Consider the following 22,752-nt stretch of genomic DNA (forward strand, 5'->3'; position numbering starts at 1 on the left):
AATACCAGAAGATCATATTCATATGGTCGTAAGAAGTGAACCAAAAATGTCACCTAGTCAAATCATGCAGGTGATAAAAAGTATTTCAGCCAGAGAGTTTTTCAAATTATATCCAGATATTAAAAGACGTTATTTCTGGGGTGGGAAACTTTGGACTCAAAGTTATTTTGTTGAAACAATAGGAAATGCAACAGAAGATACTATTCGTAAATATGTGCAAAACCAATTGATTGAATTAGATAAAAAAGAAGTTCACGGAAGTCAGCTGGGACTCTTTTAAACTCGGTCGCTTGCGGCCGATTCTTTTATAAGGGGAGTGAATAATAAACAAGTGAGTCATTAAATAAAAATTTAGCCATAGTAAAACTATGGCTAATTGCTGCTTTTAGCTAATTTATAGTGTTGGAATGAAAGGTCCAGGATCTGATGGAATAAGTACATTTTCCAAACGACATGAATCGGCTACTTTTTCAGTTATTGTTTCAATTCTCCCTGCATTTCCTTGAAAATTTAATGTTAAAGTGCCTGTAAATACAAGCATTGTGGCAGGGCTTCCTTCTAAACGGTGCGTTTGTAAATGAAACTCTTCTGGACACATCAGCCCTTCATCTATGATTTTATAATGAGTCGTAGTGAGAGACTTATAAATACCCTCATTAAAAGTCGTTAAATCACCAGCATATCGACATTGTACTGCTGGTGTATGTATTACTTCAGTGCTGTAATCACATACAATGCGTTCTACCCAAGTTTCTTCAGCATATGTATTAATTGAAGAGAACGCTAAGCCAATGATGCCTGTTTTCAGTAACCCTGTTATAAATTTATTCATGTTTAAATCCTTGTAAGTAATCAATCATAAAGTTTAGAAAATGAATTTTTTAACAATTGCGGTAGAGCAAATTAAGGGCCAATAGATAAAATTAATTGTTAACTGGGCATCTGAATAATTTGATTTAGACTTACAAAACTAAAATAGGTTGCCAATACAGGTACTTAATTCATAGTAAAGTATAATATTCTACTTATTTATAGATTTGAAATTAAAAAGTTGTTGTAAATATCAGACTAATTTTTTTTAGCTTTGGTAAAGTGAAAGCCACATTATTGCCGCTACTAAATTCATGGCGGCAATTTATTTCCCCTCCTATAAAAAGGATTATGAAAATGGATAATATATATTCAGACATTCCCAAAGACTTAAGTTCTGAGATATTTGAAGACTTGATAGAAAGTAGTAATGTTAAAATTGAGAGAATAATATCAAATGGACACAGCTCTCCTAAAATAGGCTGGTATGATCAGGCACAAAATGAATGGGTTATCATCTTAAAAGGAGAAGCTATTATAACATTTGAGAATGACTCAAGTGTGCACTTAAAGGCTGGGGGTTATGTGAATATACAAGCACATCAAAAACATAAGGTGAGTTGGACTATCGAAAATACTGAAACTATCTGGTTAGCAGTTCATTATTAAAAGCAATAGTATAAAGGCATCGTGTTTTTTTACTTTATTTATAAAATAAATAATTGAGAGTTAGCATGCATAAATTTGAAAATAAAATACCACCGCCTATTGTTGTTTTATTCGTAGGGCTTGTTATGTGGGGGGCCGCATTAGTGACACCTGTTCAGGCTATCAATCAAATGATACAAATAAGCTTAATTGTCATTACACTGTGTTTAGGCATTTTTTTTTGCATCGCAGGAGTTGTTTCTTTTAAACTTGCTAAAACAACCGTTAATCCATTAAAACCAGAAGCTGCTTCATCATTAGTGAGTTCAGGTATATATAAAGTATCAAGAAACCCTATGTACTTAGGTTTTGTGCTTTTCCTAATAGCTTGGGCTGTGTACTTAGCATCTTTTATTGCAGGACTAGGTATTATCGTGTTTATTATATATATGAACCAGTTTCAAATCATACCTGAAGAAAAGGCACTAAAAATATTATTTAGCTCTGAATTTGAAGTTTATCAATTAAAAGTAAGAAGATGGCTATAAAGCGTCACTGAAACGAATAACGCTTTTGACGAGTGCTTAAAAAGATAAAAGCATGTCTGATACGATAAAATGCTTCCTTAATTCGTAAAAAACAAATTTAGGTATGAATATTCAGCGCATTATTAGGTGCTTCAATTTAATGTTCACCACATCGAGTATCTTGAGAATAACAGACAGTATAGGCAGTTCTGCAGCGTTCAGTTTTACCTGGGCGTTGACCAGCACCTGCTATATTAGGTGTTAATTCTTGTGGGATTAACTTGCTATCTCTTGATAAGTTTTTAAGAGACTTTTTATTAAGTTTTAATTTCATTTTTCATTCCTTCGTTATTTAAATTTATAAGACATTCATTAATTTATTATTTTTAATGTATTGAACTTGTTACTTAATAGTGACTCATTTATAAGCGACTTCACTCATTTCTACATTTAATTTATTTTCAATAGACGTGTCATTGACACATAAATTTACTTTGAAGAAGTTTTTAGTAACGCGATTAATGTATATTGTATGCATTTTGTGGTCAAGTATAATTTACAATATAGGAACTAAATTTAAAAAGGAGTATTTTTTGATATTAGTCATTAGTATATATCAGCCTATTTTTCTCGCTAATAAAAGTGCTTAATAATCAAAAACACAATGCTAATAATATTTTTATTCTATTTATGAAACTAATCCGTTTATTGAACGCAAATATTTAATACTGGGTTTAGTAAAGCCAATTTGAGCCAAATGGGATTGGGAGTAGGGGGCTTTTATTAAGCTTTTTCCTGAATTTATTTTGTTAACCCAGTCAGGATTACCTATTGCCGATTTACCTATGGCTACAAAGTCAGCCCCCAAATTGATAACTTTATTAGCCTGTTTATTCGTTGCTATTTTACCTGCAATAATAAGCGGAATATCTGGATTTAACCGTGTTTTAATCCATTCAAGTAATGTTTGGGAGGTTTGGGTTTCATGGTTTGGTTTTTTAAAAGCGTCATGTAATGACATATGAATATAATCAATATCTAAATCAGCCAGTGAATTACTTAGTTTTATTTGTTCATTAATATCAATCCCTTCAAAGTGAGCATAGTTTTCAGGTGATAATCGAACGCCAATTATAAAATCTCTAGGTAATTGCTTACGTATTTTAATTACTATTTCAAATAATATTTTAGCGCGACTTTTAAAACTGCCACCCCAGTTATCAGTTCGTTTGTTTAATATCGGGTTAGTGAAATTACTCAATAGAAAGTTAAATGCGGCATGTATTTCAACACCCGACATGCCGGCATGACATGCACGTTTTGCAGCAGCTACAAAATTATCAATTAATGATTCAATTTCAATATGTGATAGCGCGCGTGCACCGTTTACATTATTTTGATCTTTTTTAATAATCGAGGGGGCAACTGGCTGGCAATTGCTTGATTTCTGTTCAGTGCGTATACCGCCATGATGAAGCTGCACTATGGCCAAAGTATTATGTTTTTTTGTTACCTGTGCAATTTGTTTAAATTGTTTTTCTTGGTGTTTATTGAGTAAACTTGGTTGCCCTTGCCAGCTTCGTCCGGTTGGTGACACTAAGGTTGCGGCCGTGATCAACATGCCAAACCCACCTTCAGCACATTTATTTAACCAAGCAATCTCATGCTCACTTAAATCTCCATTTTTATCACTCATATTATGAGTTAAAGGTGCCAATACAGCTCTATTTTTGGTTGTTTTATTTGCTTTTTTAAAATTAAATTCTGATTTTGTTGCAAAATAAGTCATCATTTTTACTCAATTAGTTGGCTTTAACTTACTTTACATTTAATTAGAACTTGTGATAATAGCTGTAAATAAACAAAGTTAATGTCTTGGTAGGCAGTAATGAATCATAAATTAAATCATCTTTATTTAATGAAATTGTTTGTCGCCATAGTGCAGCATGGCTCATTCTCTCGTGCTGCCATTGCTTTAAAAGTAACAGCGACTAAAGCATCAAAAGATATACGTCACCTTGAAAAAACACTTGATAGCCAATTATTTAATAGAACAACGCGCTCTGTTAACTTAACTGACTCAGGGGAGGTTTATTTTAAATCTGCGATTGATATTTTAGATTTGCACTCTCAAATGATAGATAACATCAATGTAATGAAAAGCACGCTAAATGGAGAGCTAAGAGTCACAGCACCCTCATTGTGGGGGGAGGTTATTTTAGTTCCTATAATTTTATTGTTTAAGGAAATTTACCCGCAAGTTAAATTCATTGCTGATTTTTCAAATGATACCAATGATATTTTTCGCGATAATATTCATATCGCTTTTCGTAGCACTGAGCTTGAAAATGAACCTTATTTAGCGCGTTTCATCGCAAAAGATGAATATATTTTATGTGCAAACCCTGATTATTTAAGTAATAATCCAATAATTAAAACACCTGAAGACTTAGTTGACCATCACATGATCACTTTTAGTCAAAAAACTGGACAGCTGGAGTGTTTGGAGTTTATTTATCAAAATCAAAAGGTGAAACAATCAGTTATTTCAAGTTTGGCTTTTAATAATAAAAATGCAATTTATGCTGCTGTAAAATCTGGTTTTGGTATTGCTGTTTTACCTAAATACTTAATATTAGAAGGGCTTAATTTAAATACTGTTGTTGAGGTATTGCCTCAATATCATATTAAGAGTTCGGCATTTTATGCCTTATATACCCACAGACAAAAAGACTCTGCTTTAGTTAATAAATTCATAGATTTTGTTTAAGAAAAGTTCATCTAAAGTAAAAGTAGGTCACATTAATGAGTTTTAGGTGTAATAACATGTAATAGTTTTTTAAAGAATAATGGCTTAACTATAGAAGGAACAAGATATCTTTAATCAACCTTATATGGAGATCCCACATGAACAAGTCATACTTTTTGCTTCCTGTAATAGTACCTCTGATGTTAATCTCAACAAGTGTAAATGCAGGCACTATTTATTCAACAGAAGCGGCTACGAATATTACTAATATTAGTGCTCAGCTCAATGGTTATTCAGCATCAACGATTGGTATTAGTGGCGAAATATTTAGTTATGGTTTAACAACAGATTATGGTTTGTATGCCTTGCCAAACCCTCAAGGACAAAACGGTCCTGTATCAGCAACAGTGACTAATTTACAATGTAGTAGTACATATCATTTTAAATTTACAGGTGATCCTAAGCCACCCAGAACAACAAGTCAGGGAGCAGATCTGACTTTTAACACTCAAGCGTGTATTTGCACAGATTTCACCGAAGTTGATGTTGCACAGACTAATATTATTCAGGGTATAGAACCTATATTGGTGGGTACCTATGGGGTTGGTGGGTGGGGAAATAGTACAGCTCCCGCTTTAGCTTCAACGCTTACAGACAACCTTTATTATGGGCAAAAAGAACATGAAGGTATTATTTATGGTGAAAACCAAGCTTGGGATATAAACACCTTGTGGTGGAGTGCCTTAGAGGCAGGATCAGAAAATAATTCAATTGAGATTGAACTAGGGGCTTTTTATAGTTTGGATAAATTTATAATTCAGGCTGATACTAATGATGATTATCAGGTTGAGTATTTCCAAAATAATGCTTGGCACAGTGCTTGGACAGCTACTCCCGCTGGTAATTGGGGAATGGTTACACGATATTCGGGCGTATTAAATGCTATTGCAACAAATAAAATACGCATTAGTGCCAGTGGTGGAGATTCTTTATATGCTATTTCTGAAATAGCCGTATTTGGTAAGCCTGTTATTTGTAATAACTAAAACTGTAATCAAAACTAAGGGAAGCAGTGGTCAGTTAAAATTGAACGCTGTTTCCTATATCTTTATTAATGGGTTTAGAAATATTTTTTATGAATCATATTTTAAAAACGCATTTCTATAAGCATCGGCAACAGATCGATAATGTCATAAAAGATCATATATAAAATTTGATATATAGAAGAAAATATGCAAAATATAAAAATTAATTAACATAGAATGAATATTGGAAATGACTTTTTGATTTTAAATCAGTAGATTACTTTCTATGTGAAATATTTTGGACTGACAGAAAAGCCATACCTCATAATATTTATGAGGTATTTGTATTGCTCTGCAATATGTTATTGCTATCTAACGGGTATAACGTTAGATTTAGGCAGCTTCAGTTTCGGCATTACTTAATTTAACTAAGCTTGCTTTTAGTCCAGCAAATTGGCCTTTTTCTTTTGCCATTTGAATAAGTGCTTCAAGCGTCGGCGCAGTTTCTCTAGGAAAACGTTTCTGTTTATACGCTTTGGTTATCCATTGACTCAAAAACTTATGTTCTGAAGTTGGGCCATAACCACACATTTCAGATTGTTGTTCAAATGCCAGAGCCATCAATGCACATTGTGCCATATCAGTGAGTAACTGCTTGTTAAGTTCTTCTTGTTGCAAAATTTTATGTACCTATGTAATTAATTGCGCGCATGATAACATTATTTATTAAAGCTGAAAACAGCCTTCCCAAATAATCATCTAGTAAAGTATAAAATTAATGAAATAATTGAGTTTTTAACTTCAAGAATACCCAATTTACTTTAGTAAAGGTAGAAGCAAAACTTTTTGACTGTTCTAAGTAGTTAACTATATAGGTACAATTTATTAAAGCTCAGATTTAATTCTTGGCATTTTAAGTTGTCTTAATATCCCATTACTTAATTTAAAAAAGAACTTTTCTAGTATGAAGTATTCAATTTTCTTTCTATGTATTATTTTAGATGGCTGTGCTCAAAATTCAGGAGTGACGCCTACAGGAGGTGTAACTTATATGATTACTCATCAAGATGCGATAGGTGTTAAAAGTATCCGTAAGATTAAAGCTGAAGCGATTCGAGAAGCAAATGAAAAATGCAAAGGATACTAAAAACGGCTAAAGTTTTAAAAATGATTGATTCAAAAACTCTTTCCCCTGTTAAAACTGAAATTCATTTTAAATGTATAAAAGAAACTTAAGCTAGAAAAATATATTAGCCTGTCTGATGTGCTAATTTTTTATCTACAAGAGACTAAGCATATTAATACCGACGCTTTTTGAAAGTATATTCGTAAAAAAACCGTTAGTGATAAGCACTAACAGTTTTTAATTAACTTTTAAAGTTTAGGTTTTCCAAATAATGATACTGATCACCACATCTCGACCACCACTGACATGTGAAAGGTTATTGGTTGGTATTTCTTTATTCGCGAGCTTATTTTTATTAATTTTTTGTTTTTTCAAATTTTTAAACATTTTGTATCTTTGTTTTTAACTTAATTTTTAATTCTGACGAGTCAATATTAATTACATTGTTCTGTCCAAGCCCAAATACCACAGTTTTCTCTTCCACCAAAGAAAGTCATATGTGAATCTGTTGGTTGAAGTGTTCCTCCTCCCACTTGCGGAGTCATCTCCTTTGGAACAGCTTTAAAATCTTTAGACAAATTTTTGAGTTTCTTTTTATTTAATTTAAGTTTCATTTTTTGTTCCTTTTTATATGAAACTTGATAATGGCATATTCAAAAAATATAAACTGCTAAAATGCATACATACATTGTAACAAGATGTACCTATAAAGAACTGTTAAAATCTGGTTTTTAAACCTTGAGATGCACTATTTCAAAAGTGTGTATTGTATTTTACGTATAAAAAATGCGGCTCTATAGGCCGCATCTTATTGTTAATTTGTGTTTTTTATTTAAAGATACTACAACTCTGTTGCATCTTTTTAATGTCGTATTTTTAGGTTAAACACTTTTAAGTAAAATGTTACGGCTTTGCTCTAGTGTGACGAGTTGCTTTTCACCTAGCTGTGTCATGCCATGGCGTGCTAATTGTTCTATGATCACATCAACAACGTCTTCACCTAAATTATAATCTGACAAGCGGGTTTTCATTTGCACACTGTGAAAGAATGCTTCAGTTTTTTCAATTGCTTTCTTTATACGGCTTTGGGTATCCCCTTGAGTGATATTCCAAATACGATCAGCATATTGTAATAACTTGGCTTCTTTAGTTTCACGCATTTCCCACATCATACGAGGTAGAACAATTGCTAAAGTTTGTGCATGATCTAGTCCATAAACGGCTGTAATTTCATGACCTATCATATGGGTAGCCCAATCTTGTGGCACACCCGCACCAATTAAGCCGTTTAGTGCTAATGTTGCGCTGTACATTACATTTGCATTTACTTGGTATTTGTTTGCAGTGTTGTTGTTTGTTGTAGTCTCATTTGAAAAAAGCTTGGGTCCTTCTTCAATTAAGGTTAATAATAGCCCTTCTGCAAAACGGTCTTGAATTTTGCCATTTACATCATAGGTTAAATATTGCTCCATGATGTGAACATAAGCATCAACTACACCATTGCTCAGTTGACGGATAGGGAGTGTATTCATTACATTCGGGTCAAGCACGGCAAATAATGGTTGTACTAAATCACTCATAAAGGGAAGTTTATCTTTAGTTGATAATTTAGATATGACAGAGCCGCCATTTGACTCAGAACCCGTTGCAGGTAAGGTTAGTACTGCACCTAAAGCAACTGCAGCTTCAACTGTTGCACCCTTGGCTAAAATATCCCAAGGTTCGCCGTTAAATAATGCACCGGCAGCAATAAATTTACTGGCATCAATAACTGAGCCGCCACCCACTGCTAAAATGAAATCTATGTTTTCTTGTTTAACTAACGCAATGGCTTCCATTGATTTTTCATAACTAGGATTTGGTTCAATACCTGAAAATTCAAAAACTTTATGCTCACTTAATGCGTCAATTACCTGATCATAAACCCCATTCTTTTTAATGCTCCCGCCACCATAAGTGATAAGTACTTTAGCCGACAATGGAATTTCTTTGGCCACTTGGCTTATCTGTTGTTCGCCAAAATGAATGCGGGTTTTATTTGAAAATGTGAAGTTCAACATATAATGCTCTATCAGTATGTTTAAAAGATGGGATCATTATAGAGGGTTAATAAATTAATTTAATAGCTAGTTTAGGTATAGACTTTTGCAGCTGTGCAATAATAAGTTTAAAGTTTATTTATTATTTTAAATAGTCAATAATTAACCTGCAGTTAAAATAAAACACAGGCATGGACATGTGGCAAGGTTTAGAAGAATTTATTCAAGTTGTAGAGCAAGGCAGTTTTACCAATGCTGCAAAAATAATGGATGTATCTACATCTCATATTAGTCGACAAATTAATCAATTAGAAAAGCGTTTGGGCACCATTTTAATTAAGCGAACAACGCGTAAAATTAGCTTAACCGATGCTGGTAGACAATATTTTATTAGTTTAAAAAATATTCGTCAGGAATTGATTGAAGCAACAGATCATTTACAAGGCACACAACAAGTACCTAAAGGTTTAATTCGCTTAACCGGTGCGGGAGATTTTGTTGCAGATCAGGTTGCACCCATTTTAGCTCAGTTTATGAAAAAGTACCCGGAAGTTGAAATTGAAATAAATTTTAGTGGTCGAAATGTTAATTTAATAGAAGAGGGTTTTGATTTAGCTATTCGTTTTGGTCGTATGCAAGACTCAAGTTTAATCGCAAGGCCTTTAACAACACGATTTATGAGCTTAGTTGCAACACCTGATTATTTAGAACAACACGGCATACCCAAAGTACCTGAAGATTTATTGCATCATAACTGCTTAATGGCTATTACAAACCGCTGGCGCTTTAATATTAATGATGAAATTAAAGAAATTAAAGTGCATGGAAATTGGCGAAGTAACCATGCTGGTGCTATTTTACAAGCATGTTTTTCTGATTTGGGCATAGCCCATTTGGCAAAAGATTTAGTGCAAAAATATATTGATAATAAACAATTGGTTTATGTTCTTGATGATTATCAAGTTAGTGATAATGCAACTTGGTTAGTTTATCCCAGAAAAGATTTAATACCCCACAGAGTGCGTTTGTTAATAGATTTTTTATTAGCACATTTTTAATTTTATACCCCATTCACTTTCTAAGGTATTTATTCTTCTGGCGCAAGAAGACTGGTGAATGCCTAAGCTTAATGCTGCTTTTTTTAAGCCACCAGCTTTTACAATTTCAAGAAAAACTTTAATGTTGTCCCAATTCATATCTGTTTTTATTATTTTATAGTGGTGAAATTTACAATCATTAAATGCAAATATGCAGTCTGTTCAACATTTTAAAGTATTTTTAAGTGTTGTTGGTTTAGGTGGGCTACATAAATAATCGAAAATCTATTATTTAATGTCAGTGATCTTTGATAAAGGGCAATAATAAATCAAAGTAATGCAGGTGAATAAAAGTGAAACTAAGCTTAATTTAGTAGAACTTGGTTAATACCTATCTTTAACCTCATGAATATAAAAACGTATTTAAAGTGATGTGTTTTTTCATTTCACATTGATTTCACAACAATACACTTAAAATTGATTCTAAGTTAAGCGTATATCAAGGAAATCAAAATGAAACTTAAAAAAGTCATGCTTTTGAGTATTGTGTATTTATCTGTCGTTGGTACTGCTGTTGCTAATGAGCAGTTAAGCAAAAAAATTGAACAATTTTTAAATAAAAAACAATTACCAGGAATGGAAACTTTAATTATAAAAGATGGAAAAACCTGGCACCATTCAGCAATTGGAAATATTAATTTAACAAAGAAAAACCCACTTAATAAAGATAGTATATTTAGAATTTATTCTATGACAAAGCCTGTGACCGCAGTGGCACTTTTACAACTTGTAGAGCAAGGGAAATTAACACTTGATAGCTATATACAAGATCATTTACCTCAATTATTGCCCTTTACATATAATGGGAATCATCAAAAAGTAACAATACGTCAATTGTTGTCGCATACCGCAGGTTTTGGTTATGATTTTCCTCTTTTACATAATAGCAAAACCCAGGAGGATTTATTATCAGGAATATCTGGCTATAAACTTAATTTTAAATCCGGTGATAAATGGGCATATAGCCTTGCCAGTGATATACAGGGCGCATTAATTGAAAGTATTTCAGGTGAACCTTTAGATGTATATTTAGCTAAAAATATTTTTAACCCTTTAGGAATGAAAGATACAAGCTTTTGGGTTAGTGCTCAAAAATCATCACGTTTAGTGGATGTTTACAAATCTAAAAAGGACATGGTTAATCTTAAAACTTTAGCATCTGAGGATGTCGCTTATTTAACCCAAACAAAGTTTTTGTCTGCTGGTGGTGGTTTAGTGTCTACGGCAACTGATTATGGTTATTTTTTAACTATGCTGATGAATCAAGGAAAATATAAAGGGAAAAATATATTGTCAGAAAGCTTAATCAAAATGATGTTAACGTCAAATACACAAGGGCTTGATACTGGGTTTTTAGAGAAAATCTATCCAAATTCAGGGTTTGGTTTTGGTTTAGGCATAAAAGAAAAAACAGGAGACTTACGTGCCAAAGGCAGTATTTATTGGGCTGGCAAAGGTGGCACATTTTTTTGGGTTGATCCAAAACACAACTTAATTGTGGTTGCTATGATGCAAGCAGAAAATGCATGGCCAAAAGTAAATGCATGGTTAGGAAAGGAAGTTTATAGCTTGCTATAAATTGGTCATAAAAACTTAATTGAGGACTTGTATTAAGTTGGTCTTCAATTAAGTACATTCTGCTGTATGAGATTCTCTAGGGTGTTAGCACCTTTTATTTTCTTTTAAGTACTTTCATGGTGAATAATAAAATTGAAACAATCATTACAGCAAATATAAACAGCGAACTGAACTCTGGAATATGTAAGCCTTGCACTAACATACGTTCATTTTTAGCCAAACCGGCCCATTTATGTTCACTTGCTTGAATAAATTCAGGCTTGATGAATATCTCGGCGATATCACGCCTACTTCTATAGCGCACAATGACGACTCTATGCCAGGGAGTTGTCAGTTCATGACGCCAATCACTGCCAAAAATAGGATGGGAGCCTTGTTGGGCTAAGAGTTTTATCATCACTTTACTAAATTTATTAAAGGCTTTTCTTCCTGAGATTTGATTCAGTGCAGCATTGCTATAATCAGCTTTAATATTATATTGATAAAGGTTTACTGTATAAAAGCTTTTCCCATCATCATTAGCTAAAAAATGCGATAAGGCCGATATATCATGTTTACCGGGATTATTTGGCTGGTTTTTTATAAGGTTTATATAGTGCTTTACTTCGGCTTGTGTCAGTGGGTTATTGAAACTTTGATACCAAAAAGCGAGTAAAAAAATAGCTAATATAGGCATAAACCCTAGCATCACTTTTTTTATATTTAATCTCATAATATTTCCAATTTAAAGTTTGTTTAAGCAAATTAACTAAGCACTTGTTAAATGCAAGTGCTATGAGTTTGTCAATTCCACTTGTTTTTTGCAAGTTCTTTTTCAATGTAAACTTCTGTGTCGCTATCGTTAAAACTAAGGCTTAAAAAATAAGGATTAAAAATAAGAAGCCGTAATTAGCAGTCGCAATTAGCAGTTGCTTCGAGATATAATTGATGTATGACACATAATTCTGAAAACTTTCGCTCAAACTGCCCAATAAACTTTGTATTAGAAACCTTTGGTGATAAATGGACATTGCTCATTGTTCGCGACCTTATGTTTAAATCAAAGCAATATTATGGTGAGTTTTTAAAGTCGAATGAAAAAATATCCACCAATATTTTGGCTGATAGACTCCAAAAGTTAGAATCCTCTGGTGTGATAAAAAAAGCAATGGATACTCAAAATAAATCTAAAGTGCTTTATTCTTTGACGGATAAAGGAAAAGATTTATTGCCCATTATGCTTGAAATAACAAGTTGGAGTCATAAATATGATGATAAAACTAATGTTCCTGAAAATTTTATTAAGGCTTTGAGCACTAACAGAGCATCGGTTATCTCTCAAACTTTAAGTAAATTGAAGTAATAGATATTCAGGAGCTGCTTAAGCAAAGCATATAAAAATATGCTTTCTATATTTTGTTAGTTACTAATAATACAAAAGTATTTTCTAATTTAACTGTGTCTTTTGATTAATAGGGTAAGTGTCAAAAGTTGGTATCTACCTAAGTACTGAATGAATTCAAAACTCAACAAGATAACTGCGTAAATCTCTAAAGTCACCGGATAGTACAAAATAATCTCTGTCTAATTCATATTCATCTTTATCTCGAACCGACTTGAGCTGCCTCACTGCTTCCATATAATTATATCCGACAGTTGCAGCCTTTTTAGTAATTGTATTTTTGATATTAAGTAATGCGTAATCTGTTTCTATTACTTTAAATATTTTGGTTACTTCCCATGCTGTTTCATGTCTAACCATTTGCGCTCTCGCGGATGCTTGTGGTGACGTTGCTATATAACACCATGTTCTCGAACGTTTATCTTCAAGTAAAACAGAGAAAGCGCCTATAATTCCTTTTGAATTTCGAGGCAGTGCTTTAATTTTGATATTACGCGTAATAACTTGATATCCCAGTTGTAATAAAGGTTTTAATTTATCAACAAACGGTTGCCAACCTTTTAATGTATGTGTTGCATTACATGTTATTAACTCTACTGAAGCTAATTTTGCATTGCTCTCTTTCCAACATCGTATATTTTCTTTCATTTCTTGTGGCTTGAGTGTGCACACCCAAACAGGTGTACCATGACCAAAATATATCAAAGTTGTTAGGTCTGGTACCTCTTTTGGTTTGGTTTTAACTGGTAAAGCAATTGTTTTTCTTTTTGATCTAGTTTGTGCATCTGCCAATGCGATGGCCCTATCTTTATGGTCATCTTCATATAAAATTACAATCATCTAAAGCTCCTTTTAAATAAAAACTTAAATAGTATAGTTTCATTTTATTTATTTTGAGAATAGAACTGAATATCAATATTTGATTGTCAAAAGAAAGTAATGGCGTTATGGTGTTCCTGTTTTGGGTCTTGTCAATCGACTCTTCTACATGTTGAAATATTCTCTCAGGAATTTTTTAATTATTCGCATTTTCAAAAAACTTAATAAATAAAGGAAGTATAAATGCAAAAACTATTATTACTCGCTGTTTTAACATTAGTTATTACTGGGTGTGCAAGTGTTATGACAGCTGAGCAATCAGCTCCGGAATTAAATAAACCTTCAACTGAAAAGCTGGCCATAGCAGTACTCGATCATCGACCTTATATTGTTGATGGGGATAAAACTTCGAATTTTGAAGGTTTAAGTCGTACTACTTTAGGTATACCTTTTTCACGCTATACATATAATCAAAAACCTATGTCGGTTTTTTTAACAAATCGTTTAATGGCTGGTTTTAAAAGGTCGGGCATACAAGTCTCAAGTGTTGAAACTACACCAGCAACAAAAATTAAAGATATAACAGAAACAGGTTCAAAAACTCTTGTTGTTGTGCTTAAAGAATGGAAGTATGACTATCATGCTTTTTCAGATAATTCATGGTACGATTTTGATATCATAATTAAAGATATAAATGGAAAGACTTTGATTAATAAAAACTTTGTTGGTGAGCAAGATGTTCCAAGTCTAACTGCAAATGATATCCAACTGCTATATAAAGCTAGGTTCGAGTTAGCTTTAAAAGATTCAGAAATTAAAGCTATATTATAGATACTAGTAGTGATTATTCAATAATAACCTCGGATGTCTAACACCTAATTTTTGTATTGGACTGATGTTATTTATCTAAGCAAATGTAATACATATTGAAAAGTATTACTAGGGGCTGTTGATCTTTTACATTGGCAGCCAAATCATTGCACATGCCAGTGCGAGCATACTTTCAAACTGTCACTTACGAATAAAATTCAAACAAAGAAAAACAGCCTCTAATAATAATTTACGTGCTGTGTTTAAGGAAGTGTAATGTCTCTTATTTTTAAGAGACATTCTGATTTTCTAAAGGGTCAAAGGACGAGTCAGATTAATAAAATCTGACTAATTAGAGCACTCTAATTATAATTAATCGCTCTATTAAATTGAGCGATTATTAATAATATTTATGCTAATGCTTTGCAAAAGCACTTTCATGGACCATGCGATATAAAATAGGTAAAACAAGTAAAGTTAGCAGTGTTGATGAAATGATGCCACCGATCACCACCGTTGCTAGCGGCCTTTGAATCTCTGCACCAGTACCTATATTAAGTGCCATAGGAACAAAACCAAGCCCAGCTACTAATGCTGTCATTAATACGGGTCTTAACCTGATCATCGCACCCTCTATAATGGCTGGCATAAGTTCACCTCGTTCTTTAGCTAAGTCTCGTATGAAGGAGAGCATAACTAAACCATTTAGCACAGCAATACCTGACAGTGCAATAAAGCCAACACCCGCGGATATTGATAAGGGCATATCTCTGAGCCATAACAAAATTACGCCACCAGTTAAAGCAAGCGGAATACCGGTAAAAATAATTAAGGCATCTTTTACTGAGCTAAAAGCCATCACTAAGAGACCTAGAATCAATGCAAGTGTTAGTGGTAAAACAATAGACAAACGTTGGCTGGCAGACTCTAATTGTTCGAAAGTCCCCCCATATTCTAACCAATAACCTGCTGGAATTTCGACTTCCTGAGCTACGAGCGTTTGAGCTTCTTTGACAAATGAGCCTAAATCTCTGCCTCTGACATTAGCTGTAACAACGATACGTCTTTTACCATTTTCCCGGCTGATCTGATTAGGTGACTCAGTGATGTCCAATATTGCGATTTCTGATAACGGTACATATGCTCCTGATGGTAGGGGGACAGGTAATTCATGTAGTTTTTCAACATTTCGGCGAATATCTTCGGGTAGCCTCACTACTATTTTAAATTGACGGTCACCTTCAAAAATTGATCCGACAGTTTCTCCACCGATAGCTGTTGCGACAACCGTTTGTAATTGAGATACATTTAAGCCGTAGCGAGCAATAGCCGTGCGGTTGGGTACTATAGATAGCACAGGTAATCCAGTGACTTGTTCAACCTGGATATCAGCTGCGCCATCAATTTTTTCGATCACTTCTCTGATGGCTTTTGCATAAGTAAGTAATTGTTCAAGGTTGTCACCAATAACCTTAATACCAAGATCAGCTCTAACACCAGAGATCAGCTCATTGAATCGCATCTCTATGGGTTGTGTGAGTTCAAAGTTATTACCGGGTTGATCAGATACTGTCTTAACAATTTTAGCTGCTAACTCGCTATGGCTTATCGTTGGATTTGGCCAATCACTGCGCGGTTTTAACATAATAAAGGTATCTGCAACATTGGGTGGCATAGGATCATTTGCTATCTGAGGTGTTCCTATTTTAGAAAATACGTTTTTCACTTGTGGAAAATCTTTAATGCTTTTTTCAAGTGACATTTGCATTTCTACAGCTTGTTCTAATCCAGTACCTGGTATTCGAATTGCCTGTAGTAGTATGTCTTCTTCATTAAGTTGAGGAATAAATTCTGAACCAAGCGTTGTCGCAAGCCATATAGAAAAACCAACTAGGCCCATTGCGAATGATAATACTAACCAACGCATTTTCATTGCACCTAGAAGCAATGGTTTGTAAATCGACTTAGTGGCAATAATAATACGACTTTCTTTTTCACTGATTTTTCCAGTCATGAATAGAGCAACAGCCGCAGGAACAACAGTTAAAGAAAGTACTAAGGCTGATATTAATGCCATTACAACGGTCGCAGCCATAGGGTGGAACATTTTTCCTTCTACTCCTGATAGGCTGAACAGAGGAATATAAACAACTGTTATGATGATGACACCAAAAAGGCTGGGTCTGATAACTTCATTGGTGGCTTGAAAAACAACATGCAGTCGTTCTTTTTTACTGAGTTGAGTGCCATTATCATGTTGTGCTTGTGCCAATCTTCGAATGGCATTTTCAACAATGATCACAGTGCCATCGACGATCAAGCCAAAGTCTAAGGCACCTAAACTCATCAAATTGGCAGAGACGCCCACTTGAACCATTCCAGTAATAGTTGCTAGCATAGCCAATGGGATCACCGCTGCTGTGATCAATGCTGCCCGTACATTACCCAGTAAAAGGAATAAAACGACGATGACCAGTAAGGCACCCTCAACTAAGTTCTTTTGCACTGTATATACTGCTTTATCAACGAGTGTTGTGCGATTATAAACAGCTTCTACTATGATACCTTTTGGTAAAGAAGCTTTGATATCTTCTAGTTTTTTAGCAACTGCCAATGATACTGAACGAGCGTTTTCGCCTACTAGCATCATAGCACTACCTAACACAGTTTCCTTTGCATCACGAGTAGATGCACCAGTACGTAAGGCTTTACCAATAGCCACTTCACCAATATCGGATATTTTCACGGGTGTATTATTGATATGTTTGATTATCACCTGTTCAATATCACTGATGGTTTTAAGTTGACCTGGAGATATTACGGTTAATTGCTGCCCGTTTCTTTCAATGTAACCAGCACCGCGGTTACTATTATTATTGCGAAGTGCTGCGTTGATGTTGTCAAAAGTAATACCAAATTCCAACATTTTTTCAGGGGATGGCGTAATGTGATATTCCTTATCAAAGCCTCCTATAGTGTTTATTTCAGTTACGCCAAAGACGAGCGCTAATTGTGGTTTAATGATCCAGTCCTGTATTTCACGAAGTGCTGTTGCATCATATGGGCTACCATCTGCTTGAACTGCATCTTCCTCAGCCTCAATGGTATACATGAAAATTTCCCCTAATCCTGTGGAAAGAGGACCCATTTCAGGCTTTAATTCAGGAGGAAGCTGTCCTTTGATCCCATTTAAACGTTCATTTATAAGGTTTCTGGCAAAATATAAATCTGTGCCCTCTTCAAAAACGGCAGTGACTTGCGACAAACCATAACGTGACAAAGAGCGGGTATAAGACAGGTAAGGTATGCCCGTTAATGCTGTTTCAACTGGATAGGTGATCCTTTGTTCTGTTTCTAACGGAGAGTATCCAGGTGCGCGCGTATTTATTTGTACTTGAACATTTGTTACATCCGGCACTGCATCTATGGGGAGTACTTGATAGCTCCAACATCCAAATAAAATCAGTAAAAAACTCATACAGATCATAAGCCAACGCCTTGCTATTGAAAGGCGTAAAAGTGATTCAATCATCTTCTTTTCCCCTTAATGTGCATGTGAAGCGCTTGATTTACCCAAGTCAGCTTTGAGTAAATAGCTATTTTCAACGGCATATTGTTCGCCTAACTGAAGCCCTGAAAGCACCTCAGTAAATGCGCCATCTGTTTGTCCAAATGTTAATTGTCGTTTCTCAAAACCTGTCTCATTCTTAACAAAGACAACCTTGTTTGTTTCAATAACTTGAATGGCACGGTTATCAACTACAATAGGCGCCTGTATTTTGTTAACCACAATAGACCCTGACACTAACAATCCGGGAGACCATACTTGTTGGGTATTATCTAGAGGTACTCTTGCTATAATAAAGGGTTGATTCGAATTATTAGGTAGCAGATGTTTTATCACTGATGTTGTTTGTGTATTATTTGACGAAATTAACACCTTTTGTCCTTTTGATATTTTACTAACCTGACTGGAAAATAATCGCAGTTCAACCCAAAGCTTATCGTAATTAGCTATGGTTAATAGCACTTGTTCATCTGCCAATTCACCCGGGTTTAGGTTACGAGATGTGACTATGCCTGAAATTGGTGAGGTAATTTTATAACGTTTTAGACTGGAATTAGATTCAATTTCACCTATAACAGTACCCTTTTTAACTATGTCACCAATATTGGGTGTTAGTTGTGTGATCATACCTGGAAATCTTGCACGTATTTGGCTGCTTGCTTTTGGATCCAGTACGGATTTACCATATACCTTTATGGTTTGCTTAATTTCACCTGAATGAGCAGTAATGCTCGTGATACCTGCCGCACTGGCTGATTTTAGAGATATTTTTACATGCCCTACATCAGAGTTGTGTTCATCTGTCTCTGCATGATGTTCGGTATGTTTATCTTTGTTACTTGCATAAACTTGAGTTGAAAAGAGAGATAGTAATGTGACTCCTAAAAATAAGGATAATATTAAAAACGAAGATACATACTTAGTATTCATAGGATTGTTCCTGAAATTTATTGGTTAAACCGAATTGAGAGGCAGGTAAAGGCTCAGCGATAAGTTGTTCTATTTCAGTGCCATAATTAAGGGCATATGTGGCTGATTCGATCATGGCACGACGTGCAAAGAGTAGTTCTTGTCTTACTGTCAAATAATCTAAATAGCTATAACGACCTTTTTGATAGGCTGACTGTGTTTCGGATAATGCTTCGGTTAAAGTTGGAATTATGCTGTTTCTCAGGCTTTGGGTGGTAAAAATAGCTTGTTTTCTATTTGCATAAGCACGATAAAGCTGGCTATGTAATTTCAACAATGTAGTCTCTTTTTTAGCTATTACTTCATCACGGGCAGCTTTTGCCGAGATAATCGCGCCAGTATTTCGTTTTGCCGCAAATAAAGGCATGCTGAAACCTGCATTAAGAGCGGTATTATTAGTATCTTGAAATTGTTTAATACCAATTGACCATTTTATATTTGCATTAGATTCAGTGCGAGTTAAACGCAGTTGAGCCTCTCTTAATCGTTTTTCACTTGTATACATTAATATTTCAGGATTTTGCTTTACCTTGTCATATAACTTTTTAAATGGAATATCCGCTGAAAACAAAAATAAATTACCCTCTACACGTGTAAATTCGGGTGTGGTTTTATTCCACATCATGGCCAATGCGACTTTAGAATAATTAAATTGTTGCTGCTCAGATGATGCGGTAAGCCTTGCATTACCTAGGGCAGCAAGAGCGCGTTTAATTTCTGCTTCAGGTGAAATCCCTGCTTTTGAGCGTTTTTCAACTTCAATTAAAGTCTCTTCAGCCAATTGAATCGCTTCAAACGCAAGTGATAAACGTTCTTGGGCACTAAGCACATCGATATATCTTCGAGTCACTTCACCAAATAAGTTGAGGGCTTGAATTTCACGCTGTGCATCTAAGTGTGACTTGCGAGTTGTTATAACTTTTAAACGCGCATTTCTTTTATCACCTAACTCAAAAATTGATGACAAAGACAGTGTAAACTCTGCGTTATCTTTGAGAGTCATATTCCCAGTTCCTGCAAAATTGTCTACCTCAAAACCTATTTCATAGGCAGGCTTTAAGCTTTGACTTTGCTGTTGCCCTTCAAGAGCAGCTTGGCGAAATTTAAATACTTTAAGGGAAGGGCTCTCTTTGAGAACACGTTTAATCGCAGAAGAAAGGGTTAAGGTTTTTTCTTCTGTTTTATTTTTAGCCACAGATAGAGGGCTATAGGTCCATAGACTGAGCATTAGTAGAGTGGAACTAAATATGTATTTTTTTGATAACGGTGACAATGCACCACTTTTTAAAGACGCATGAAAATTGTAAAACATCTGTATCTCATCCTAAATTTTATTTGGATTTTTGGTGATTCATCATCACCAAGGTAATTATGAAATGTAGATATCTAGAGGTTTAGGGGGACGTGAAATGGTGTAATAAGGGGTGTCAATTTGACTTGATTCAAGATCAGAAATTGATAATGTTAGCATGCTGAAATAGTACTTTATTGATACTAAGGAAAGCACTATATGTGAACAACAGGGGCAAGCATTACAGTTACAATCTAAACATTCATCATGACTGATTTCTTGTTTTAGAATTGATTTTTTATCGGAAACCTGTTCAGTAAAAGCAAGCTTTGTTTGAAGATGTTGGTTAGAAAAATTTTTATTAGTTGCATCACAAATATGGCTATTTTTCATGACCAAAGTTGATTGTAATGTGATTAACAAAACCATAAGATAACAGAGCATTTTGCAATGTTGCCATGCATTCTGAGGTTTTAAAATATTACGTAAATCTATCATTAAATATTGTTTAACTACATCTTATTGGTTGAAATTTTTATTTTTTTGAAACAAAAAATACTAAGTTCAGCCTGGTTGTTGGCAAAGTGCTTTGACATTAAAGATTCATCTGTTATTGAATATATTATTTGATTGCTGCATCATAAACCTTCCAGTAGCAGTAAGGTCAAGTTTTTATGAAGATTAGTGAATTTGCTAAAAAAACGAACGTTCTTAGTAAAACTATACGATATTATGAAGAAATAGCGTTACTTCCTAAAGCATCTCGCAATGCCAATGGTTATCGACATTACAGTGCAACAGACGTAGAGAGGCTGATTTTTATTCGAAGATGCCGCGAATTGAAAATTCCTCTTGATCACATTAAAGCGTTAATACAAGTACAAACAGATAAAACAGCATCATGTAGTGAGGTCGATTTACTCATTGAGCAACAGCTTGAAAAAGTACGTAAAACCATTAGTGAATTAACATTATTGGAGCAAACTCTCAATACGTTAGCCAAGTCATGCCCAAATGATATTGTAGGTGAATGTGAAATATTGAAAAATTTAAACCGATAAATAAATTAGACGACCAAACACCTGGAGATGATTATTAATAGCTTAAAGGTTAACTAAGATGTATTAGCGAATAGCGCAACTGCCGATGAGCTCCAATATAAAAAGAAGAAGAAGACTATTTTTGGGCAAAAAATTGCCTTTATAGATGAAGGTCAAGGGCGTCCTGTGGTCTTTCTTCATGGAAATCCCACGTCTTCCTATTTATGGCGAAATATTATTCCATATGTATCCAAAAATTATCGTGTTATTGCACCCGATTTTATCGGAATGGGTGACAGTGCGAAGCCTGATTTAAAATACACTTATGCAGATCAAGCTAAATATTTACACGGATTTTTGGACTCACTCGATTTACAAAATGCCATCTTAGTTTTGCACGATTGGGGAGCAGCTCTTGGTTTTCATTATGCTCGCACGCACTCAGAACGCATTTCAGGAATGGCGTTTATGGAAGCGACTTTGCCACCTTATTATCCAATTCCTTCTCTTGAAGCCATGGGACCTTCGGCTGAATTTTTAAAAAATGTACGCACTGCGGGTATCGGAGAAGAAATGGTATTAAAGAACAATGTTCTTATTGATCAGTTTTTACGTTACAGCAACCATGAAAAACCATTAAGTGACGCCGTTATTGCTCAATACAATCACTATTTTCCAACAGAAAAAAGTCGTCAAGCTCTCTTGCAATGGTTAAGAGAAATTCCTATTAACGGATCTCCTGCGAATGTTCATGAGCTCGGTATAAAAAATAATAAGTGGATCCTTGAAAGTGAGATCCCTAAATTACTTTTCTATATATCACCTGGTGTGCTTGTAAACGAAGCCACGGTTAAATATATGCAGAAAAATGCTAAAAATATTGAAACCATTGGATTGGGCTCCGCAGGACATTTTTTGCAAGAAGTTTATTCTGATGAAATAGGTCAGGGATTAGCAGATTGGCTAGTTACAAAAAATCTTCACTAGATTTGATTAGGATTAACAACTTCCTTGAAATATCCAAGGGAGTTAAAATATATGCTTTTAAGAAAAGTTGATATTTAGAGCCCAAGCTGTGTTATTACTATTTTAGGCTTAAATCTCCCTTTTATAGACGGGTATCTGAATGATGAAAAACAATACATACTTTACATATATTAAAGTGCAATTATGTTCCAAGTAATCGTGGTAGAACGACCCATTACTGAGCCGACCCCACACAGATCCGGACATGCGAAACTATCGCATCCGGCTCTTCAGTTATATATTCACTCG

The 22,752-nt window shown here is 34.4% G+C and carries 25 protein-coding genes and 1 pseudogene; 12 read left to right on the plus strand and 14 right to left on the minus strand.

Translation table 11 applies throughout. The features are described from left to right. On the plus strand, positions 1-280 hold a 280-nt coding region (tnpA, locus tag BM088_RS24405; protein ID WP_143085156.1), incomplete at its 5' end, for an IS200/IS605 family transposase. A 114-nt stretch (positions 281-394) separates the two neighbouring features. Here the strand turns inward: tnpA and BM088_RS24410 are convergent. Then, positions 395-832, minus strand: a complete 438-nt coding sequence (locus tag BM088_RS24410; protein WP_091991097.1) for a hypothetical protein — start codon at positions 830-832, stop codon at positions 395-397. A gap of 335 nt (positions 833-1,167) precedes the next feature. On the opposite strand from BM088_RS24410, the gene BM088_RS24415 reads away from it, so the two are divergent. Together BM088_RS24415 and BM088_RS24420 are read left to right on the plus strand one after the other, a co-directional pair. Then, positions 1,168-1,479 (plus strand): cupin domain-containing protein, encoded by a 312-nt coding sequence (locus BM088_RS24415; RefSeq protein ID WP_091991100.1) that lies wholly within the window; start codon positions 1,168-1,170, stop codon positions 1,477-1,479. A gap of 65 nt (positions 1,480-1,544) precedes the next feature. Next, positions 1,545-2,006 (plus strand): methyltransferase family protein, encoded by a 462-nt coding sequence (locus BM088_RS24420; RefSeq protein WP_091991103.1) that lies wholly within the window; start codon positions 1,545-1,547, stop codon positions 2,004-2,006. A gap of 136 nt (positions 2,007-2,142) precedes the next feature. Here the strand turns inward: BM088_RS24420 and BM088_RS27425 are convergent, their stop codons facing one another. Continuing rightward, entirely contained in the window at positions 2,143-2,319 is a 177-nt protein-coding gene (locus BM088_RS27425; protein WP_177208167.1) for a hypothetical protein, read from the minus strand. A 354-nt stretch (positions 2,320-2,673) separates the two neighbouring features. After that, the gene (locus BM088_RS24425; protein WP_091991105.1) at positions 2,674-3,777 is read right to left on the minus strand and encodes an NADH:flavin oxidoreductase; all 1,104 of its coding nucleotides are present in this window, start codon (positions 3,775-3,777) and stop codon (positions 2,674-2,676) included. Between the two features lie 96 nt (positions 3,778-3,873). Between BM088_RS24425 and BM088_RS24430 the strand changes: the two genes are divergently transcribed. Together BM088_RS24430 and BM088_RS24435 are read left to right on the plus strand one after the other, a co-directional pair. After that, on the plus strand, positions 3,874-4,755 hold the full coding sequence (locus BM088_RS24430; RefSeq protein WP_091991108.1) for a LysR family transcriptional regulator: 882 nt from the start codon (positions 3,874-3,876) through the stop codon (positions 4,753-4,755). Positions 4,756-4,892: 137 nt separating this feature from the next. Beyond that, a complete protein-coding gene (locus BM088_RS24435; protein WP_091991109.1) occupies positions 4,893-5,780 on the plus strand; it encodes a hypothetical protein in 888 nt (295 codons plus the stop codon). A 372-nt stretch (positions 5,781-6,152) separates the two neighbouring features. Here the strand turns inward: BM088_RS24435 and BM088_RS24440 are convergent, their stop codons facing one another. Continuing rightward, positions 6,153-6,437 carry a DUF2913 family protein gene (locus tag BM088_RS24440; RefSeq protein ID WP_091991111.1) on the minus strand — a complete coding sequence of 95 codons (285 nt, stop codon included), beginning with the start codon at positions 6,435-6,437 and terminating at the stop codon, positions 6,153-6,155. 286 nt (positions 6,438-6,723) lie between these two features. Between BM088_RS24440 and BM088_RS24445 the strand changes: the two genes are divergently transcribed. After that, a complete protein-coding gene (locus BM088_RS24445) occupies positions 6,724-6,906 on the plus strand; it encodes a hypothetical protein (protein WP_091991113.1) in 183 nt (60 codons plus the stop codon). A gap of 234 nt (positions 6,907-7,140) precedes the next feature. Here BM088_RS24445 and BM088_RS27975 read toward each other — a convergent pair whose 3' ends face one another. From BM088_RS27975 to BM088_RS24455, 3 genes are all read right to left on the minus strand, one after another. Continuing rightward, positions 7,141-7,272, minus strand: coding sequence for a hypothetical protein (locus BM088_RS27975; protein WP_281247197.1), 132 nt, complete (start codon positions 7,270-7,272; stop codon positions 7,141-7,143). 47 nt (positions 7,273-7,319) lie between these two features. After that, positions 7,320-7,499, minus strand: coding sequence for a hypothetical protein (locus tag BM088_RS24450; protein ID WP_091991115.1), 180 nt, complete (start codon positions 7,497-7,499; stop codon positions 7,320-7,322). A gap of 267 nt (positions 7,500-7,766) precedes the next feature. Further along, entirely contained in the window at positions 7,767-8,945 is a 1,179-nt protein-coding gene (locus BM088_RS24455) for an iron-containing alcohol dehydrogenase (RefSeq protein WP_091991116.1), read from the minus strand. Between the two features lie 176 nt (positions 8,946-9,121). Between BM088_RS24455 and BM088_RS24460 the strand changes: the two genes are divergently transcribed. Continuing rightward, positions 9,122-9,982, plus strand: coding sequence for a LysR family transcriptional regulator (locus tag BM088_RS24460; RefSeq protein WP_091991118.1), 861 nt, complete (start codon positions 9,122-9,124; stop codon positions 9,980-9,982). Here BM088_RS24460 and BM088_RS28165 read toward each other — a convergent pair. Continuing rightward, on the minus strand, positions 9,968-10,120 hold the full coding sequence (locus BM088_RS28165) for a LysR family transcriptional regulator (RefSeq protein WP_091991120.1): 153 nt from the start codon (positions 10,118-10,120) through the stop codon (positions 9,968-9,970). The two genes, BM088_RS24460 and BM088_RS28165, sit on opposite strands and share 15 nt — an antisense overlap. A 354-nt stretch (positions 10,121-10,474) precedes the next feature. On the opposite strand from BM088_RS28165, the gene BM088_RS24470 reads away from it, so the two are divergent. Beyond that, a complete protein-coding gene (locus BM088_RS24470) occupies positions 10,475-11,599 on the plus strand; it encodes a serine hydrolase domain-containing protein (RefSeq protein WP_091991122.1) in 1,125 nt (374 codons plus the stop codon). Positions 11,600-11,693: 94 nt separating this feature from the next. On the opposite strand, the gene BM088_RS24475 is transcribed toward BM088_RS24470, so the two are convergent. Then, on the minus strand, positions 11,694-12,311 hold the full coding sequence (locus tag BM088_RS24475) for a hypothetical protein (RefSeq protein WP_091991123.1): 618 nt from the start codon (positions 12,309-12,311) through the stop codon (positions 11,694-11,696). Between the two features lie 219 nt (positions 12,312-12,530). Here BM088_RS24475 and BM088_RS24480 point away from each other — a divergent pair, with 219 nt between their 5' ends. Next, entirely contained in the window at positions 12,531-12,941 is a 411-nt protein-coding gene (locus tag BM088_RS24480) for a winged helix-turn-helix transcriptional regulator (protein ID WP_091991125.1), read from the plus strand. Positions 12,942-13,097: 156 nt separating this feature from the next. Here BM088_RS24480 and BM088_RS24485 read toward each other — a convergent pair whose 3' ends face one another. Next, a complete protein-coding gene (locus BM088_RS24485) occupies positions 13,098-13,820 on the minus strand; it encodes a hypothetical protein (protein WP_091991126.1) in 723 nt (240 codons plus the stop codon). Between the two features lie 222 nt (positions 13,821-14,042). On the opposite strand from BM088_RS24485, the gene BM088_RS24490 reads away from it, so the two are divergent. Beyond that, positions 14,043-14,630 carry a hypothetical protein gene (locus BM088_RS24490; RefSeq protein WP_091991128.1) on the plus strand — a complete coding sequence of 196 codons (588 nt, stop codon included), beginning with the start codon at positions 14,043-14,045 and terminating at the stop codon, positions 14,628-14,630. Between the two features lie 394 nt (positions 14,631-15,024). Here the strand turns inward: BM088_RS24490 and BM088_RS24495 are convergent, their stop codons facing one another. Genes BM088_RS24495 through BM088_RS24510 form a run of 4 tightly spaced genes read right to left on the minus strand, consistent with a single transcriptional unit; the run spans position 15,025 to position 20,935 of the window. After that, positions 15,025-18,141, minus strand: coding sequence for an efflux RND transporter permease subunit (locus tag BM088_RS24495; protein ID WP_091991129.1), 3,117 nt, complete (start codon positions 18,139-18,141; stop codon positions 15,025-15,027). A 12-nt stretch (positions 18,142-18,153) separates the two neighbouring features. Then, positions 18,154-19,107 (minus strand): efflux RND transporter periplasmic adaptor subunit, encoded by a 954-nt coding sequence (locus tag BM088_RS24500; protein ID WP_091991131.1) that lies wholly within the window; start codon positions 19,105-19,107, stop codon positions 18,154-18,156. Further along, positions 19,097-20,458 (minus strand): TolC family protein, encoded by a 1,362-nt coding sequence (locus BM088_RS24505; RefSeq protein ID WP_091991134.1) that lies wholly within the window; start codon positions 20,456-20,458, stop codon positions 19,097-19,099. Before BM088_RS24505 ends, BM088_RS24500 begins: the two co-directional genes overlap by 11 nt. A 57-nt stretch (positions 20,459-20,515) precedes the next feature. Further along, positions 20,516-20,935 carry a hypothetical protein gene (locus tag BM088_RS24510; RefSeq protein ID WP_091991137.1) on the minus strand — a complete coding sequence of 140 codons (420 nt, stop codon included), beginning with the start codon at positions 20,933-20,935 and terminating at the stop codon, positions 20,516-20,518. Positions 20,936-21,111: 176 nt separating this feature from the next. Here BM088_RS24510 and BM088_RS24515 point away from each other — a divergent pair, with 176 nt between their 5' ends. Together BM088_RS24515 and BM088_RS24520 are read left to right on the plus strand one after the other, a co-directional pair. Continuing rightward, positions 21,112-21,498: a Cd(II)/Pb(II)-responsive transcriptional regulator gene (locus BM088_RS24515; protein ID WP_091991140.1), complete on the plus strand. Its 387-nt coding sequence runs from the start codon at positions 21,112-21,114 to the stop codon at positions 21,496-21,498. A 90-nt stretch (positions 21,499-21,588) separates the two neighbouring features. Then, positions 21,589-22,464 (plus strand): annotated as a pseudogene (locus BM088_RS24520) (haloalkane dehalogenase); the annotation flags it as partial. Positions 22,465-22,752: the final 288 nt, after the last annotated feature.

The sequence above is a fragment of the Pseudoalteromonas denitrificans DSM 6059 genome (assembly GCF_900112265.1).
Classification (GTDB): Bacteria; Pseudomonadota; Gammaproteobacteria; order Enterobacterales; family Alteromonadaceae; genus Pseudoalteromonas; species Pseudoalteromonas denitrificans.